We start from the raw sequence: 17445 nt of genomic DNA on the forward strand, positions 1-17445 counted from the left end.
ACTGTAAAATACTAAAATATAAATCTATAAAAAATAATTTTATGAATTGATAAAAACGGGTTAAACCGTTGATATATCAACATTTATAGAGGGAGTGGGTTAAGTGAAAAGGTTAGTCTGGCATTTTTTCATTTTAGTTAGTGTTTTCTTGTTAATTAGTTGTCAACAATCTCCTTTAGAACAGTCTGGTGAACAATATAAAAAGTCTACGGAGCATAAAGTCAATAATCCTTTAGACTTTTTTAAGAATAAATTAATGGATAAGCCGATACATTTTCTTGTCGTAGGTGTAGATTCAAGAGATGAAGAAGAATCGCGAGCTGATAGTATTATGATTGTGCAATATTCTGCTGAGAATCGAACAATAAAGGTTGCCTCAGTGATGAGGGATTCTTATGTTGAAATCCCTGGATATAAACAAAAGTATGGAAAATTAAATCTTTCTCACTTTTTAGGTGGGGAAGAGCTTTTAAAAGAAACACTTCAAAATAATTTTAGTGTAAATATTGATTATACGATCACAGTCGACTTTCATGGATTTGCTACCATGATAGATACACTGGTTCCGGATGGTTTAAAAGTAAATGTTAGCTCAGAAATGATTAATGACATGAATTTTGACATGGAGGTTGGTGAGAATATTCTTCATGGGGAGGATCTTCTGAAATATGTCAGATTTCGTCATGATGATTTAAGTGATTTTGGTCGGGTCAATCGTCAGCAGGAGGTCTTACTCCAATTAAAGAACGAGATCAATGAAAAAATTAGCTCTTTAGACGGTGTTACACATATACCTGACTTTGTGGATATGGTCGTAAATAATGTGGAAACAGATTTAACCTTCAGCCAAATGTTTACATTATGTTCGAATATTTTTCTTCATCCAAGTGAAGAAATCGACACCCTTAGAATTCCCGTAACTGACGGATACACCAATAAAGAAACACCTCATGCTGGAGCGGTACTGGAATTAGATTTCCCTAAAAATCAAGAAGTACTATCAAAATTTTTCAATGAAACTTTAACAGTCAATGAATAAAGTGCTGAGTAATTACCGCGAAGTCCTAAGAGGATTTCGCGGTTTTATTTTATAAACTATCAAAAAATGTATAATATTTACAAATGATAATATGATAAGGAGCTGAGTTGAATTGATTCATGAACTAATTGCACGATGGAAAGAATTTTGTATACCTGAAAATTTTATTGGAATCGGTTCAACTCGAAAAGCCTATAAAGTAAATGATTATGTGATTAAAGTACATATACATCCAATTGGCTATAAACAATCAATAAGAGAAGTTGAAAAATATGTCCATATGAAAGAAAGAGGCTATAATCATTTATTTGCCCAGCCCTTTTATGTAAATAACTCAATTTCCATACAAAGGTTTTACCGCCCTTTAGAATTAGAAAATAACCAGAGCTACGAAATTGACACTCAAAAGCATGCAAATTACATTCCAGAAGCCTATCACAAAATCATACAACTATTAGATTCAGAGTTCGATAGCTTTGACTTGAAGGATAGTGGTAATTACGGATTGAATTCGAATGGAAAGCTAACATTCATCGACTATGGAATGAGTAAAAGCGTTTACGAAAAAGAATGGATACCACAAGCTGAAGCTGGAATTATACCTCAAATAGAATTTGACATATGTAGTAATTGTGGTGATGAGAAAGAGCTTCGAATGTATGGCGACCAGGATATGGATAAAAGATGCTATCACTGTGGGAAGGAGTAAAAGAACGAATTTATATTTGGAGAAGCTATATATATGGCTAGTAAAGTGATTGAATTGATTCCTTATTAAAAATGTTTCCTACTCATTTTGTTACGTTTACAAAATTGAGTAGGATTTTTATTTTAACTTTAAATTCCTTTTTTAAATTAAAATGGAATTATCATTATACATATTAAATTTTTTTATGAGAATAAAGTCTTCTTTAAGCGATGTATTAAGTGTAAAGGATTTACAGCTTAAGAAAGGGTGTTTGTATGATAATTACAAGTGAGAATTTTATAAAGCATTTAAAGAAAGGAAGAGAAGAGGCATTAGATTTTATTCTAGAAAATTATGCTGGCCTAGTAAAAGCCGTGATACATAATAGTCTGAAAAATTATAATGATCCTCAAATTATTGAAGAATGTATCAGTGATACTTTTATGGGAGCTTATGAAAATGCCAAGCAATTCAAGGGAAATGAAGAGGATTTTAGAAAGTGGATTTGTACAATAGCTAAATTTAAAGCAATTGACATACAAAGAAAATTACACAAGGTACCACAGCCATCTGAATTGGATGGTACGAGTAACCCTGTAAAATCTGCTGAGGAAGAATTTTTGATAAAGACTTCTACAAAAGAGCTGCTAATAATGATGAGTAAATTGGACCAATTAGATCGATATATCTTTACTATGAAATACTTTCTTAATATGAAGAATGATGAGATTGCATTGCATCTTGGAATGACTAAGGCTGCTATTGATAATCGGTTATATCGCGGAAAGAAACGGCTACATCAGATGTATTTAGGAGGGATTTTGACATGAAAAAGGTATATAAACAATTAAACCGCTTAAATATAGGATTTGAAATAGAACCCATGGAAGTCAGCGAAATTGAAAAAGAGCGAATTAAACGAAATATATTAAAGGAAAAAAAGAAAAATCATTATACAAGAGACTTTGTGGCAGCAGCTACTTTCTTGGTTGCCTCAACTATTACAATTGGTATGGGATTCCCAGCCTTTGCAGCAAACATTCCAATTATCGGGAATGTATTTGAACTATTTAATGATGACAATGATTCTATGTTTGAAAAATATAATGACCATTCTTCTACTATAGGTATAACGCGTGAAAGTAATGGAGTGGAAGTAACAGTCACAGATGCTGTATATGATGGAGAGAACATAACGATTGCTTACACCCTGAGAAGTGAAAAGGATTTGGGAGAAAGACCTGCACTTTCGATTAATCTAATTGCCGAAGAGCTTAAAAATACAATCAAAAATGGTTACTACTCCACCCACTATATAGTAGAAAAATTAAATGATAACGAATACGCTGTCATTTATATATATGAATTGTTACGGAACCCAAGACCAGAGGAGCTTCTTATAACATTAGAAGCAGGTGAAATTGTTGATTTAAATAATGCTAATAATTCAACATCAGGCGACTGGAATTTTAAATTTAAGATAACTGCACTTGAAAGCAAGAAACGAGAGCTAGCAAAAGAAGATCTAAAAACAGAAGTTAATGGTATAGAAATAAATGCAATACAAATGACGGAGACACCTATTTCTACAACAATTTATTTATCTGAAAAAGTCGACGTGAGAATGGTAGCTAAAGAGGACGAGAAATGGCGAAGTATTGGATTCGACTATCAGGTGACTGATAATTTGGGAAATTCCTATGATTTGGTTCAATATAATGGAGTGGGGCATAGTACAGATTTTGAAAGAATGAGAAGTGAACCTCGAATTACTATTAAAAATTTAGACAAGCAAGCAACAGCTTTAATAATAACTCCGACGGTAAATGTTTATAAAATGATAACAAGTGAGGGACAACTAGCTACTACATTTGACCCATATTCAATCGAACCGATTACGATTCCTATAAAATAGTAATCGTAATCTAAAGAAGAATTTACTAAAATAAGTTATAACCTACAGAGGGCTTAATTATCTAATTTTTGCTAAATTTACAAAAATTACGTTGACACTCAATTTTGAAGCGTTTACAATTAAATTAGTTAATAGACATTAGAGTATTCAGTTAGTTATTCTACTTGATTTTGAAAGATGAAATGAGTTGTTAATATGGCATTAAGTAAAGATCGTCGTATTGGTAAAAACGCTATCTTACTTTTGCTTTCTGAGAATCCAAAAGATCAACTGGATATGCTAGAGCAGTTGAATTGGAAGAGCTGTACAGGAAAAGTTGGATCGATGGATGCACATAAGGTAGTAGCAGCAATTGAAACGGCAGCCAAGAAAAATGGTGTTATAAATCCGGACCTTTACCGAGAATCCCACGCATTGTACCATGCGATAATAGAAGCCTTGAGCGGGATTACGAGAGGTCAGGTGCAAATAGGATCTGTATTAAGAACAGTCGGTTTATCTTTTGCGGTTTTACGTGGAAATCCATATGAAAATGAGCAAGAGGGAGAATGGGTTGCTGTATCCTTATACGGAACAATTGGAGCACCAGTAAAAGGATCTGAGCATGAAACAATTGGCTTAGGCATTAATCACATATAATAAGCCCATAGTATTTAGTAAATAGGGGGCTATATCAAGAAATCATTTTTAGTGATTTTTTTGATATAGCCCCTTTTCTATTGAGCTTTTATTTCACTGAAGGAATTTGAAGGGAGACACCTAGATGGTTACATTAAACGGTCAGTCACTTACTTTTACAGACGTACAAAAAGTTTTATTTGAAGAAGAAAAAGTAATTTATTCTGAGGACAGCATGAAAAAGGTCCAAGAAAGTCGGAAAGCTGTCGAAAAAATCGTTTCGGAAGAAAGAATAGTCTACGGTATTACAACAGGTTTTGGGAAATTTAGTGATGTGCTTATCGACAAAAATCACGTTGAAGCACTGCAGCTAAATTTAATTCGTTCACATGCTTGCGGTGTAGGAGAGCCTTTTCCAGAGGTCGTATCACGTGCGATGCTTCTCCTTCGGGCAAATGCCTTATTAAAGGGCTTTTCCGGGGTTCGTCCTATTGTGATTGAGAGATTGCTAGAGCTATTAAACGCTGGGATACATCCTATAATTCCTCAGCAGGGTTCACTTGGTGCAAGTGGAGATTTAGCCCCGCTTTCCCATTTGGCATTAGTGCTGATTGGTGAAGGAGAAGTCTTCTATAAAGGCGTGAAAACACCAGCAATACATGCATTAAAGAAAGAAGCAATCTCCCCAATAACATTAACAGCAAAAGAGGGCTTGGCTCTTATTAATGGTACCCAAGCGATGACGGCAATGGGAGTAGTTGCTTACATGGAGGCAGAAAAATTAGCATACCAATCCGAGCTAATTGCGTCCGTCACTATGGAAGGATTACGGGGGATTATTGATGCATTTGACGAAGATATTCATTTAGCACGCGGCTATAAAGAACAAGTAGAAGTGGCAGAACGTATTCGAGGCTACTTGTCAGATAGCACTTTAATAACTAGACAAGGAGAGCTTCGTGTACAGGATGCCTATTCAATTCGTTGTATTCCACAAGTACATGGTGCTACATGGCAGGCATTAAACTATGTAAAAGAAAAATTAGAAATCGAAATGAATGCAGCTACTGATAATCCATTAATTTTTGATAACGGTGAGAAAGTCTTATCAGGTGGTAATTTTCACGGTCAACCGATTGCATTTGCTATGGATTTTCTAGCTATTGCAATGAGCGAATTAGCAAATATATCAGAGCGCCGGATAGAACGACTTGTAAATCCGCAACTAAATGATTTGCCACCGTTCTTAAGTCCAGAACCAGGCTTACAATCAGGTGCAATGATAATGCAGTATGTTGCTGCATCACTTGTATCTGAAAATAAAACCTTGGCACATCCAGCAAGTGTTGACTCTATCCCTTCTTCAGCGAACCAAGAGGATCATGTCAGTATGGGGACGATTGGAGCAAGACACGCGTATTTAGTTATTACGAATACCCGTCGAGTGTTAGCAATTGAAGCCATTTGCGCTATACAGGCTGCAGAAATACGAGGGAAAGATAAGATGGCTAAAGCAACAAAGGAATTATTAGAGAATGCTAGAAAAATTGTTTCATATATTAATGCAGATCGTGTATTTTCCAAGGATATCGAGGCCATGAATGACTGGTTAAAGGTTGGTAGCTTTCAATTTAATAAATATAAAGCTTTAACTTAGAGATAAATTCATTGGCAAATAGATTCGTAAGGGAAACAAATATAAGGCGTCATCATTATAGGATTTAAGGATCCTAACTAGGAGGTTAATAACTATGCAAGCTGAAACAAACAATAAAATTACACGTTTAGAAGGTACAAAACTAAATACAAAGGGCTGGCAGCAAGAGGCCGTGCTCCGTATGCTGATGAATAATCTAGATCCAGATGTAGCTGAAAGACCAGAGGATTTAGTTGTTTATGGTGGAATTGGCAAAGCTGCGCGAAACTGGGAGTCTTTTGATGCGATTGTCAAATCACTTAAAGAGCTAGAAAGTGATGAAACGCTTCTTGTACAATCAGGGAAACCAGTTGCAATTTTTAGAACACATACTGATGCTCCACGTGTGCTACTAGCAAATTCTAATATTGTTCCTGCTTATGCAAACTGGGAAACCTTCCATGAGCTTGATAAAAAAGGCTTGATGATGTATGGACAAATGACAGCAGGGAGCTGGATCTATATTGGCTCACAAGGAATCGTCCAGGGTACTTATGAAACATTTGCGGAGTTAGCGAAGCAGCATTTCAACAATTCTCTTAAAGGTACAGTCACTGTTACTGCTGGTCTAGGTGGAATGGGTGGTGCTCAGCCACTTGCTGTAACAATGAATGGTGGCGTGTGTATTGCAATCGAGGTTGATGAAACAAGAATTGACCGCCGAATAGAAACTCGCTACACAGATGTAAAGGCTTATAAGTTAGATGAAGCGATTCAGTTGGCTGAAGAAGCGAAGAAGGATGGGAAGGCATTATCTATTGGTTTATTAGGAAATGCCTCCGATATTCTACCTGAAATGATTGCAAGAAACTTCATTCCGGATGTATTAACAGATCAAACCTCTGCCCATGATCCACTGAATGGTTATGTTCCTTCAGGGATGTCACTTGAAGTCGCAGCAGATTTACGAAGCTCGAACCCGCAACAATACGTAAAGCTTTCGAAAGCAGCTATGGCAACCCATGTAAAAGCAATGCTTGAAATGATGGATAAAGGAGCCATTACCTTTGACTATGGGAACAATATTCGCCAAGTAGCTAAAGATGAAGGCGTAGAAAATGCATTCGATTTCCCTGGATTTGTTCCAGCCTTTATTCGTCCACAATTTTGTGAAGGAAAAGGACCATTCCGTTGGGTAGCGTTGTCAGGTGATCCAGAGGATATTTATAAAACAGATGAAGCGATTTTACGTGAATTTAGTGACAACGAGCATTTATGTAACTGGATACGTATGGCACAAGAAAAAATACAATTCCAAGGCCTTCCTTCGCGCATTTGTTGGTTAGGATATGGCGAACGGGCTCGTTTTGGAAAAATTATAAATGATATGGTAGCAAGTGGTGAATTAAAAGCACCTATCGTAATCGGTCGGGACCATTTAGATTCTGGATCTGTAGCTTCACCTAATCGTGAAACAGAAGCGATGAAGGACGGGTCAGATGTTGTAGCAGATTGGCCAATCTTAAATGCCATGTTAAATGCAGTTGGTGGTGCTACATGGGTTTCAGTACATCACGGTGGCGGGGTAGGAATGGGCTACTCCTTACATGCCGGAGTAGTGATTGTTGCGGATGGTACGAAGGAAGCGGAGGTACGTATTGAGCGCGTATTAACAACAGATCCAGGAATGGGTGTGGTCCGTCATGCGGATGCAGGCTATGATCTCGCAAAGAAAACTGCTCGTGAAAAAGGGATCAAGATGCCAATGCTTGATAAAGGAGCCGATCACTAATGACTAAGCCTATTTGGATAAAGCATGCAAAACAATTGGCAACACTTGCTTCAGAAGTATCAGGACCACGAGCTAAAGAGGCGATGTCAGATTTAGGTTTAATAGAGGATGGTAGCTTATGGATAGAGGCTGGAATCATTCAAGCTGTCGGGACAACGGAGGAGCTTGAAAAACGCTATTCAGATAAGCTGCATTTAGCCGAGATTATTAATGCTACAGACCATTTAGTCACTCCCGGTTTAGTCGATCCTCATACACATGTCGTATATGGGGGAAGCCGGGAGCATGAATTTGAAATGCGGCTGCAGGGTGCTACCTATATGGACATTATGAATGCTGGTGGAGGAATTCATGCGACAGCTCGTTTCACAAGAGAAGCAACAGAAACTGAGCTTATCGAGCAAACAACACGGCGTCTCGATTCCTTTCTAGCACATGGTGTAACCACTATCGAAGGAAAAAGTGGGTATGGGATGAATCTTGAAACAGAGCTCAAGCAATTGCGAGTGATGAAAAAGCTACAGGAGCAGCATATGATAGACATCGTTCCGACTTTTATGGGAGCACATGCCGTTCCACCTGAATATAAGGGACGTGAAGATGAGTTTGTGAAACATTTGATTGAAGACATGCTACCGTTAATAGCTGAGGAAAATCTGGCAGAGTTTAACGATGTATTTTGTGAAAAGGGTGTTTATACACCAGAACAATCTGAGCAGATTTTAGAGGCAGGGAAACGATTAGGACTAATCCCGAAAATTCATGCAGATGAAATCGAGCCGTATGGAGGAGCAGAGTTAGCTGCAAAAATCGGAGCCATTTCTGCAGAGCATTTACTAAAAGCGTCAGAGGAAGGAATCAAAGCGATGGCCAAATCTGGAACAATCGCGTGTCTACTTCCAGCAACTGCCTTGTATTTACGAGAAGAAGCAGCCCAAGGAAGAAAAATGATCGACTTAGGTGTACCTGTAGCGATTTCGACAGATTGCAATCCAGGCTCATCACCAACAACATCCATGCCACTTGTTATGAACTTAGCTTGTATTTCTATGCGTCTTACTCCGGCCGAAAGCTTGACAGCAGCTACTTATAACGCGGCTTGTGCCATCAATCGGCAGAATCAAGTGGGCTCTTTAGAAGTCGGCAAACAAGCTGATTTCGTAATTTGGAATACGAAAAGCTATCAGGAGCTGCAATATTTATTTGGTGTAAATCATGTGAAAGCCGTATGGAAAAAAGGTGTAAAGGTCGTGTAATATGAGTGAGCATTGGCTGCAAGTACCAGAGTGGACTTGGAATTATTCTTCAGATGGAAGTGCCCCTGTTTATGTACATCAGTGGGTGCATCAGCTAAATAATATAAAAACTTTACCTGATATGATTCTTTACGGTGCCCCTATTTCTAGATCATCGATTAGTGTGTCAGGAGCTTCCTTATACCCATCAGAGTTTCGACGAGGCTGGAAAGGTTTCGCTACGTATAATTTGGACGAAACTGTTGACTTATCTCCATACAAAGTAGCTGATGCTGGAGACGTATTGATGCATACGACTGATATTCTTTTATCTCATCAAAGAATTCAAAAGTCAACTCAATATTTAGTAGAACACTTTCCTAACACAACAACCTGTATGATTGGCGGTGACCATTCAACAACAGCATGTGCAGTTCGCGGCATTAAAGAAGCTTTTAAAGAGGAAACCATAGGAATCCTTCAGCTTGATACACATCTTGATGTAAGAGATCCAAAAGAATTGGGTCCTGCAAATGGTACACCAATACGGCAATTAATTGATGGGAATATTGTTAAAGGGGAAAACGTCATCAATATCGGTTTACATGGCTACTTTAATGCAAAGCCGCTGATTGACTATGCGAACGAACATAATATTCAAATGGTTACTTTAAAGAATGCACGAAAAGCTGGGTTGATCAATACTATCCAAGAAGCACTCGTGCGTTTGTCCTCAAAGGTCGATCGCATCTACGTAACAATTGATATGGATGTGCTTGATATATCGGTAGCACCAGGTGTACCGGCATCCACTCCAGGCGGTATGACAACGATTGAACTGTTTGATAGTTTGCTAGAAATCGGAAAGCATCCGGATGTTTTGCATATTGATTTTGTATGTCTAGACCCTAGCAAGGACTCGGCGGTTGGTCAGACAGTTAAGAGCGGGGTATATGCATGGTTACAATTTGTGACTGGCCGTATCTTACAGATTAAATAGCTTAAGTGAGCGGACTATTGATTGGTTTCTAGTATTGAGCGTAGTCTTCGTGGAAGTTGCAAAAGAAATAAAAGGAAATATTTCGGTTATTTTAGATTACAGAGCTAAAAAGGTTGAAATATGGGGAAATATTCTGGCTAACTGCTCAAAATTAGGTAAAATAAAAGGATTTTGGCATTATAACAGAAAAAATTTCCTTTATTTTGAGTAAAATAAGGAGATTTTCAAATTTAACAGTAAATTTTCCTGTTATATTCCAAAGCACTGAAATAAGATTCAATTAGTAGCAAAGTCTAATTAGCTTACATGATAATACGCAATACAAAATTAAGAAGACATAACAATGGGTGGGTTCAAAAGCCACTCTGTTATGTCTTTCACTTTATTTATAAACTTTTTCGGAAAGAATAACAAAACTTTTCAAATGCAAATTTCCCCTCATAAAATCTATGTGCATCCAATCTCTGAAGACCTGACTCCAATGCAATATACACACAATTATTCTCTGAAGCATAATCAGATAAAAATAGCATCAACTCTTTACCATAGCCAGATGATCTAGATGCAGAGCTTGTTACTAAATCATATACCCATAGATGCTTTTTGTTATAGAAATTTGTTTTAATAGCAACTCCTGCTAATGCTTGAATTTCTCTATCATTATATAGTGCATATAGCTCGTAGCCCTCTTGCTCCATAACTTCATATAATTCAAGATACGATTCAAGTGTTAGATCTGTTCGTAATTCTTTCATAATCTCAAAGCTTTTAATCAAAGCAGCTCTTTCTGTGATTCTTATAATTGTAGTAGCTATCGACATTGTCTTCTCCTTCGTTATAAAAAAATAGATTGACAGAATTTTAAAAATCTAATATAAGTATAGGTTAATATAGAATTTATTTCCATCTGTTAAAATATATACAAATGAATTTAACGCTTAAAATTGTGATTAGAAACTATCTTATCATAATTAAGTTCTTATAAAGGGGTGATCTAATGAAAATCGTTATTGCTGGCGGCTCTGGTTTTATTGGCAATAAACTATCTAATCTTTTTATTAGTGAAGGACATGAAGTGAGTATCCTAACAAGAAAGGAAAAATCTACAGCAAAAGATGTTTCATATGTAAAATGGCTGAACAATGGGGCTACACCTGAGAAAGAGTTAGAAAATATAGATGTTTTTATCAACTTAGCTGGGGTCTCCATAAACGATGGCAGATGGTCAGAAAAGCACCAAAAGCAGATATATGATAGTCGGATGGAGGCTACGGACGAGTTACTCAGAATCATCAGCAAATTACCCAAAAAGCCAGCTGTTTTTATCAATGCTAGTGCCATCGGAATTTATCCAGTCTCATTAGATAATGAATATACTGAAGCTTCCATTTACACACCTAACGATTTTCTAGGTAGGACTGTAGATGATTGGGAGAAAAAAGCGAAACTAGTGGGTCAGTATGGGACGAGAACAGTCTTTATGCGTTTTGGGGTGGTACTCGGTGATGACGGTGGTGCACTTCCATTAATGGTTTTACCATATAAGCTATTTGCCGGGGGGACAGTTGGATCAGGTAAACAGTGGGTTTCTTGGATTCATGTAGCAGATGTAGTAAGAGCAATAGCGTTTGCTGTGAAAAACAATAACTTGAATGGACCTGTGAATATTACATCGCCAAACCCTGTAAATATGAGGGATTTCGGTAAAACAATTGGAGTAGTTTTAAGTCGTCCTCATTGGTTTCCAGCACCATCTTTACTTATGAAAGTGGCACTTGGACAAAAAAGTAAACTAGTCCTTGAGGGACAAAAAGTATTACCTAAAGTTCTGCTCAAAGAAGGATTTGAATTTAGTTTCCCAACCCTTGAAAAAGCTTTGAAAGATTTATTAGGTTAATTGTTTAGTTGGAGGTTGTTTTATTGACAAAAAAATCATTTATTCACTGTTTGTTGATTTTAATTATTGCAATCTTTGTATACTCCAATAAATTTTACTATCCACCACTCCCAATCGAAAATGTAAGTAAAAGAGAAGTGCTTAATATATTGAATAGCTCAAGTAGCCCCATTGTATCGCTAACCGCTGAAAAAGGTTATGAATGGTTCATTATTAACAGCCAGAATCAAATGGCAGTTGATGAAATTATCAAGGATAAGGTAAGTCAAAGTGGGTGGAAATTTACTAATAAAGATGGTAGCGGGCTCTTTTTTGAGAAACTAGGTGAAAGATTGATAGTTACTACTGAAAAATGGACAGGTAATTATTCAATAGCACAAATTCCCGATGATTTTAACCAGAAATAGGTTTGTTCTCTAGCTGAGGCAAATCTTTTTTTATGAACTTCTTTACTTCTTAAAATATAGTAGAAAATGGAAAAATGAGGTAAAATATGGTTAGACTATTCAAAATTGGAGGAACTAGGGTGAAGGAGACTATTCATAATTTTGAAGAATTACTGGAAATGCTCGATTCATTGTTACGTGATCCAACAGATTTTTGGGATAGCTTTTATTCAAAGCGTAATAAAAGCATCCCGTTTTTTGTTAATTTTCCAGATGAAAATTTAGTTGAATGCTTTGAAAAAGAGATATTTCAACAAGGAGATGTTCTGGAATTGGGTTGTGGTCCTGGGAGAAACGCAATTTATTTTGCTCATAAAGGTTGTCATGTTGATGCAGTTGATATATCAAAAGAATCTATAAAATGGGCTGAGGAACGTGCTTTTGAGCAGAATGTGAAGGTCAATTTTATACATGAAAATATATTCGATTTAGATATTGTTGAAAGCAGCTATGACATCGTATATGACTCAGGTTGCTTTCATCATATTGCACCACACAGAAGAATTGGTTATCTTGAGCTAGTAAAAAAAGCATTAAAACCAAATGGTTATTTTGCTATCAGCTGTTTTGAACAGGGTGGGGCAGTAGGAGGATCTGCTATCTCTGACTGGGAGGTTTATAGATTACGAAGTCTACAGGGGGGATTAGGATACACAGAAGAAAGATTAAGATCTATATTTCAGGATTTTAAAGAAATTGAAATTAGGAAAATGAAAATCGTGGAACAACCAGATAAAGTCTTTGGTATTTCAGGATTATTAGTTGGATTATTTCAATATCAGAAAAACAATTATTTTGAAATGAAAGGTGGATAATTTTGAATTGTAACCATTGTCAAAGTGAATTGATTAAAAATTGCGAAGTAAATGTCGAGGGTGGCTTGTATGGAGTGAAAATAATTAAAAAGAAAAAAGGATTGTTTAATAATGTTTCCGAAAAAACAAAGGCAGCAGTATGCCCAAGTTGTGGATATGTTGCATTCTATATCGATAATTATAAAGAATTCATTTAAAAGTCAGTCAATTAATTAAAAGATTTGATTTTGAACTGTTTCATAAAAGGCATGGAAATAGGAGGTACCACTATGGTCAATTCATTTGGAATAGCATTAGATCCCCCATATACGTTTAATTTTTTAATCTATATTCAAAATATTTACCTCAACCAAAAAAATACTGAAGAGGATTATTTTTATAAGCATCCCTATATACCATCGAAAATTTCATTTAAGAAAGATTTTGAATTGCAATTTAATGACTTATTTGATGAGATATCGCACAGGATTATGAAAAATGATCACGATTTGGTCATTTTTTATGAAGAAAACGAGTTGATCTATAATAGATTGTTTGAACAGACTCCAGAAAGCTTCAATAAATATAATGACATCTATAAAGCCTTTCAAGTTTGGTGGAGAAGTACTGCAGGACAAAGCTCTATCGAAATGCATGTATATGAAAGGACTAATAGCTTGTATGAGGCATTAAGTACTTACTTAAAGAAAAAGAAAATTATTCCTAGTAAAGGTTTGAAAATAAATCTAATCTTTGATAAGTGTATTTTGTCGAATAGTAACTTCCATCCTTATTTTGCAACTGTTTCTATTGAAGAAATTATATTTTATCAGGAAGAGCTAGCCTCTAATTTAAAGGGATGTTTATCATGAAGTTTCCTAAGAGCATCTTTGAAACAGATAGTAAAAAATGGTAAAATAGTGTTAAAAAGATGAGGGTTTAAGGGGGATATTGATGGGCAGCTCTTCACTAGATTTTGTAACTCCAGAAAATTTTGGGCATGTTTTTTTACATGGAAATCCAGAATTAATCTATAACCAATGCAGCATAGAGTTTAAGCAGCTAATTACACTATCAGACTTTAAAAAAATGGTTCAAAGCTTCAATAGAAAAGTAAGAAGCTATCAATTTCTGCAAAGCTCCTCTTTAGGCTTAATACAACAGTATTTGTGGCTAGATAATCATAGAAAAAAGGCTGTCTGTGTTGCTTTTGATTCATCAAATACTATTCACCGTTTATTAATAAAACCCTATTTAACCTTCCCTAAGAGTGATAAACGTTATACAAAAAACTTCTATAATATGCCTATCAACAAAGAATGGTTTGTTTTCTGGGGTGGAAATAACGAATTTCTCAATTATCACTACGCCTATAAATCGCAAAGATATGCTTATGATTTAGTCATCATGAAGGAACATCAAACCTACAAAGATAGTACATCGCAAAATGAAAATTTCTATGCATTCAATCAAGAGGTTGTTGCTCCTGATGCTGGTACAGTAGTGAAAGTGGTAAATCATGTCGCTGACAATATCCCAGGAGTGATGAATGCTTCAGAGCCAGCTGGAAATTATGTTATTTTAAAGCATTTAAATAACGAATATAGCTTATTAGCACATTTTAAACAGAATTCTATAAACGTAAAAAAGGGCGATAAATTGAAACAGGGACAGGTGATTGGATTATGTGGGAATTCAGGACATTCTTCTGAGCCACATATTCATTTTCAAGTAATGAATTCACCAAATCTAAAAAAATGTAAATCGATTAGTATCCGCTTTTCAAACGGTGTACAGCCAGTTCAAGGAGATTTTGTAGGAGAAGGTGCTCTCTTTCATAACACTGCCGATAAACGGACTCCATCCCTTGATAAAGCAGAGCTGTTTGTACTTATAGGAGAGGCGTTAATTACAATACCTCGTTTCTTTCTGTCATTTTTCAGATGATTCTAATGAATGGATTTTTCCACTGAGTATTTGTAAATTTATTTAATTGAAGGTGTGTTATGGACTATAAAAGTATTTTGCATCAAATCGAGATTGCGGTTAATACAATTGTACAAATGATAGAAAAGTTAGAAGACGTAGATTTGCAAAAGAGACCTACACCAAACAAACAATCTATTGGTGAACTCTTAACTCATTTAGCAGTCATTTGTGAAGCTGATTGGCGAAATTCCAATGAGGCAACAGAGTCACAAATGACGGCATTTTATTCAGAAAATGCTTACACAACTTTGCAGTCAATAAAGGATGTACTTCTTACAAGCTTTCAAGCATTAAAGGATAATTACTCGGGTTTGTCAGATGAAGAGCTTATTGAACAAACAACAGCCTACTGGGGGATAACTTACACAAGATATGAATGGCTATTAGAAATAATGGCACACATTTACCATCATAGAGGTCAGTTACATGCTATGCTTGTGCATTGCTATAGTAAAGATCCCAAGATAATGATGTTTGAATAACCGAGAAAAGATGAGGTATCTTCATGGAATTTAATATTCGAAAATCAAATGAATATGATATTCAAAACCTTTGCACAATTAGAAACAAGAAAGAGTAGCTCCAAAGCTAAGTGATCTATTTGTTCATTAAGAATTTCGTGGTCATGGTGTAGGTTCAGCATTAATAAAGTTTCGTGAAAAATTAGCGAGAGAAGAAGGGTTTTCTGAAATATTCGTAAATGTAGATCCCTTTGAAAATCCAAAGATGCTTCAGCTCATTACAACTTTTGAACGATTACTTTTTCCCTAGAAATAATTGTAAAAAGTATAATCTTTGATAAAATATGTATATTAAAAGAGAAGAAGCAGAAAAGGTGGTGAATGACGATTCTTAAGAAGTATTTTTTATTAATTGGTTTGTTGATACTGGTATCATGTGTTGATAAGAATTTCACGAATCAAAATCAAAATCAAAATCAAGTAGATAATGATGATACCTCTACTGTCAAAGAAGATAATATCTCCAAAGCTATAGAGGAAGCAGATAAACCTGAACCGAAAGAGCCTGAATATTATTCTGCTACCATCTCGGCAATTGGTGACATTTTAGCTCATAGTCCAGTTTACAAAGAAGCTTATATTGGAAATAATCAATACGATTTTTCTATAATGTTTACAAAAGTGAAACCATACATAGAAAGAGCTGATATTACAGTTGCAAATAGTGAAAGTATTGTTGGCGGACAGGAAATTGGCATCTCAAGCTATCCTCAATTTAACAGCCCTTACGAATTAGCGGATATTTTAAAAGCTGTTGGAGTTGATGTAGTGAATATGGCCAATAACCATACATTGGATAGAGGAGAACAAGCAATCCAAAACGCAACCAACTATTGGCGTGAGTTAGGTATCGAGTATGTCGGCGCAGCTACAAGTCAAGAGGAAGCAGAGCAAATTAAGACTTTAACTGTCAATAATATCACCTTTTCCTTTTTAGGCTACACTTATGGCACAAATGGTATACAGGTACCAGATGGAAAAGATTATCTGGTGAGCTATATTGAAGAAGAAAAAATGATTCAAGACATTCAACGGGCCAAAGAAATCTCTGATCTTGTTGTTTTAAATTTACATATTGGGGATGAATACAGTCGTTCCCAAAATGAGTATCAGGAGAAAATTGCCCAGCTGGCCGCTGATAATGGTGTTCATATTATTTTCGCCCATCATCCACATGTATTACAGCCAGCAAAGTGGTATACCGGTGTCGAAGGAAATCAAACCTTTGTCATTCATTCATTAGGAAATTTCCTTTCTTCGCAAGATAAGCTTTATCGACAAATTGGAGCAGTTCTCGAATTAGAAGTCAATAAAACCATCACTTATGATAAGGTAGGTAATGCAAATACCTTAATCGAGGTAAAAAATCCGAAGCTATTACCAACCTATGTGAAATTTTCCAATTGGAAGGATTTCGAAATTATTCCGATGTACCAACTAACAAATGACAGTTTACCCAATGCTACGGGTGTTTACGATGAAATTAAAAAGCATATGTCACAATACGTTCCAAATATAGAATTTATTGAAACATAATGATAAGCCAAGTTAGAAGGATTTATCCTTTTTAACTTGGTTTTTCTATTCATAGTGCCTCTTCACTTGGATATGTTAAGTAGTAAGAAACTTTAGGAGAAAAACGCATGCAAGAATTTAAAGTGACTTATTTTTTTGACGAGCAGCATTATGTAAGACGGTTTATTCATGTGGAATCTCAAGAAGTAGCAGAGGCGTTAATTCGAAAGGAAAGAGATCACTACATCGAATTTACCGATAGTAGAGGAATTTACCACGAATTAAATACTCGGAATGTACGGGTTACGCAAGTATCTGCATATCACCGGAAGAAGAAATAATATTATGAACTGATAGAAG

Annotated in this window: 20 protein-coding genes and 1 pseudogene; 20 read left to right on the forward strand and 1 reads right to left on the reverse strand. The window is 35.8% G+C overall.

Annotated elements, in window-relative coordinates; genetic code table 11:
• Window positions 1-103: 103 nt before the first annotated feature.
• From BJ095_RS11910 to BJ095_RS19075, 10 genes are all read left to right on the forward strand, one after another.
• On the forward strand, window positions 104-1039 hold the full coding sequence (locus BJ095_RS11910) for an LCP family protein (protein ID WP_107936453.1): 936 nt from the start codon (window positions 104-106) through the stop codon (window positions 1037-1039).
• 112 nt (window positions 1040-1151) lie between these two features.
• Window positions 1152-1748 carry a protein kinase gene (locus BJ095_RS11915; RefSeq protein ID WP_107936451.1) on the forward strand — a complete coding sequence of 199 codons (597 nt, stop codon included), beginning with the start codon at window positions 1152-1154 and terminating at the stop codon, window positions 1746-1748.
• A gap of 254 nt (window positions 1749-2002) precedes the next feature.
• Window positions 2003-2557: a sigma-70 family RNA polymerase sigma factor gene (locus tag BJ095_RS11920; RefSeq protein ID WP_107936449.1), complete on the forward strand. Its 555-nt coding sequence runs from the start codon at window positions 2003-2005 to the stop codon at window positions 2555-2557.
• The gene (locus tag BJ095_RS11925; protein WP_107936447.1) at window positions 2554-3642 is read left to right on the forward strand and encodes a DUF4179 domain-containing protein; all 1089 of its coding nucleotides are present in this window, start codon (window positions 2554-2556) and stop codon (window positions 3640-3642) included. Before BJ095_RS11920 ends, BJ095_RS11925 begins: the two co-directional genes overlap by 4 nt.
• Window positions 3643-3837: 195 nt before the next feature.
• On the forward strand, window positions 3838-4281 hold the full coding sequence (gene hutP / locus BJ095_RS11930) for a hut operon transcriptional regulator HutP (protein ID WP_107936445.1): 444 nt from the start codon (window positions 3838-3840) through the stop codon (window positions 4279-4281).
• Window positions 4282-4405: 124 nt separating this feature from the next.
• A complete protein-coding gene (gene hutH / locus BJ095_RS11935; protein ID WP_107936443.1) occupies window positions 4406-5917 on the forward strand; it encodes a histidine ammonia-lyase in 1512 nt (503 codons plus the stop codon).
• Window positions 5918-6011: 94 nt separating this feature from the next.
• Entirely contained in the window at window positions 6012-7688 is a 1677-nt protein-coding gene (hutU, locus tag BJ095_RS11940) for a urocanate hydratase (RefSeq protein WP_107936441.1), read from the forward strand.
• Complete coding sequence (gene hutI / locus BJ095_RS11945; RefSeq protein ID WP_107936439.1) at window positions 7688-8944, forward strand: imidazolonepropionase; 1257 nt, start codon at window positions 7688-7690, stop codon at window positions 8942-8944. Before hutU ends, hutI begins: the two co-directional genes overlap by 1 nt.
• Window position 8945: 1 nt before the next feature.
• Window positions 8946-9923, forward strand: a complete 978-nt coding sequence (locus BJ095_RS11950; RefSeq protein ID WP_107936437.1) for an agmatinase family protein — start codon at window positions 8946-8948, stop codon at window positions 9921-9923.
• A 49-nt stretch (window positions 9924-9972) separates the two neighbouring features.
• A complete protein-coding gene (locus BJ095_RS19075) occupies window positions 9973-10134 on the forward strand; it encodes a hypothetical protein (RefSeq protein WP_181418054.1) in 162 nt (53 codons plus the stop codon).
• Window positions 10135-10309: 175 nt separating this feature from the next.
• Here BJ095_RS19075 and BJ095_RS11955 read toward each other — a convergent pair whose 3' ends face one another.
• Window positions 10310-10744: a GNAT family N-acetyltransferase gene (locus tag BJ095_RS11955; RefSeq protein WP_107936435.1), complete on the reverse strand. Its 435-nt coding sequence runs from the start codon at window positions 10742-10744 to the stop codon at window positions 10310-10312.
• Window positions 10745-10920: 176 nt separating this feature from the next.
• On the opposite strand from BJ095_RS11955, the gene BJ095_RS11960 reads away from it, so the two are divergent.
• The 10 genes and pseudogenes from BJ095_RS11960 to BJ095_RS12005 all read left to right on the forward strand — a co-directional run bounded on the left by BJ095_RS11960 (window position 10921) and on the right by BJ095_RS12005 (window position 17426).
• Window positions 10921-11820 (forward strand): TIGR01777 family oxidoreductase, encoded by a 900-nt coding sequence (locus BJ095_RS11960; protein ID WP_107936432.1) that lies wholly within the window; start codon window positions 10921-10923, stop codon window positions 11818-11820.
• A 23-nt stretch (window positions 11821-11843) separates the two neighbouring features.
• Window positions 11844-12227: a hypothetical protein gene (locus BJ095_RS11965; RefSeq protein WP_107936430.1), complete on the forward strand. Its 384-nt coding sequence runs from the start codon at window positions 11844-11846 to the stop codon at window positions 12225-12227.
• Between the two features lie 119 nt (window positions 12228-12346).
• The gene (locus tag BJ095_RS11970) at window positions 12347-13081 is read left to right on the forward strand and encodes a class I SAM-dependent methyltransferase (RefSeq protein ID WP_107936429.1); all 735 of its coding nucleotides are present in this window, start codon (window positions 12347-12349) and stop codon (window positions 13079-13081) included.
• Window positions 13082-13083: 2 nt separating this feature from the next.
• Window positions 13084-13278 carry a nucleic acid-binding protein gene (locus BJ095_RS11975; protein WP_107936427.1) on the forward strand — a complete coding sequence of 65 codons (195 nt, stop codon included), beginning with the start codon at window positions 13084-13086 and terminating at the stop codon, window positions 13276-13278.
• Window positions 13279-13350: 72 nt separating this feature from the next.
• Window positions 13351-13932, forward strand: a complete 582-nt coding sequence (locus tag BJ095_RS11980) for a hypothetical protein (RefSeq protein WP_107936425.1) — start codon at window positions 13351-13353, stop codon at window positions 13930-13932.
• 82 nt (window positions 13933-14014) lie between these two features.
• The gene (locus BJ095_RS11985) at window positions 14015-15007 is read left to right on the forward strand and encodes a M23 family metallopeptidase (protein ID WP_107936417.1); all 993 of its coding nucleotides are present in this window, start codon (window positions 14015-14017) and stop codon (window positions 15005-15007) included.
• A gap of 59 nt (window positions 15008-15066) precedes the next feature.
• Entirely contained in the window at window positions 15067-15531 is a 465-nt protein-coding gene (locus BJ095_RS11990; RefSeq protein ID WP_107936415.1) for a DinB family protein, read from the forward strand.
• 142 nt (window positions 15532-15673) lie between these two features.
• Window positions 15674-15820: pseudogene (locus BJ095_RS19515) on the forward strand (hypothetical protein); the annotation flags it as partial.
• Window positions 15821-15891: 71 nt separating this feature from the next.
• Window positions 15892-17106 carry a CapA family protein gene (locus BJ095_RS12000; RefSeq protein WP_107936413.1) on the forward strand — a complete coding sequence of 405 codons (1215 nt, stop codon included), beginning with the start codon at window positions 15892-15894 and terminating at the stop codon, window positions 17104-17106.
• Between the two features lie 107 nt (window positions 17107-17213).
• Window positions 17214-17426 (forward strand): hypothetical protein, encoded by a 213-nt coding sequence (locus BJ095_RS12005; RefSeq protein WP_107936412.1) that lies wholly within the window; start codon window positions 17214-17216, stop codon window positions 17424-17426.
• Window positions 17427-17445: the final 19 nt, after the last annotated feature.

Source organism: Ureibacillus chungkukjangi (assembly GCF_003217295.1).
In the GTDB taxonomy this organism is placed as follows: Bacteria; Bacillota; Bacilli; order Bacillales_A; family Planococcaceae; genus Ureibacillus; species Ureibacillus chungkukjangi.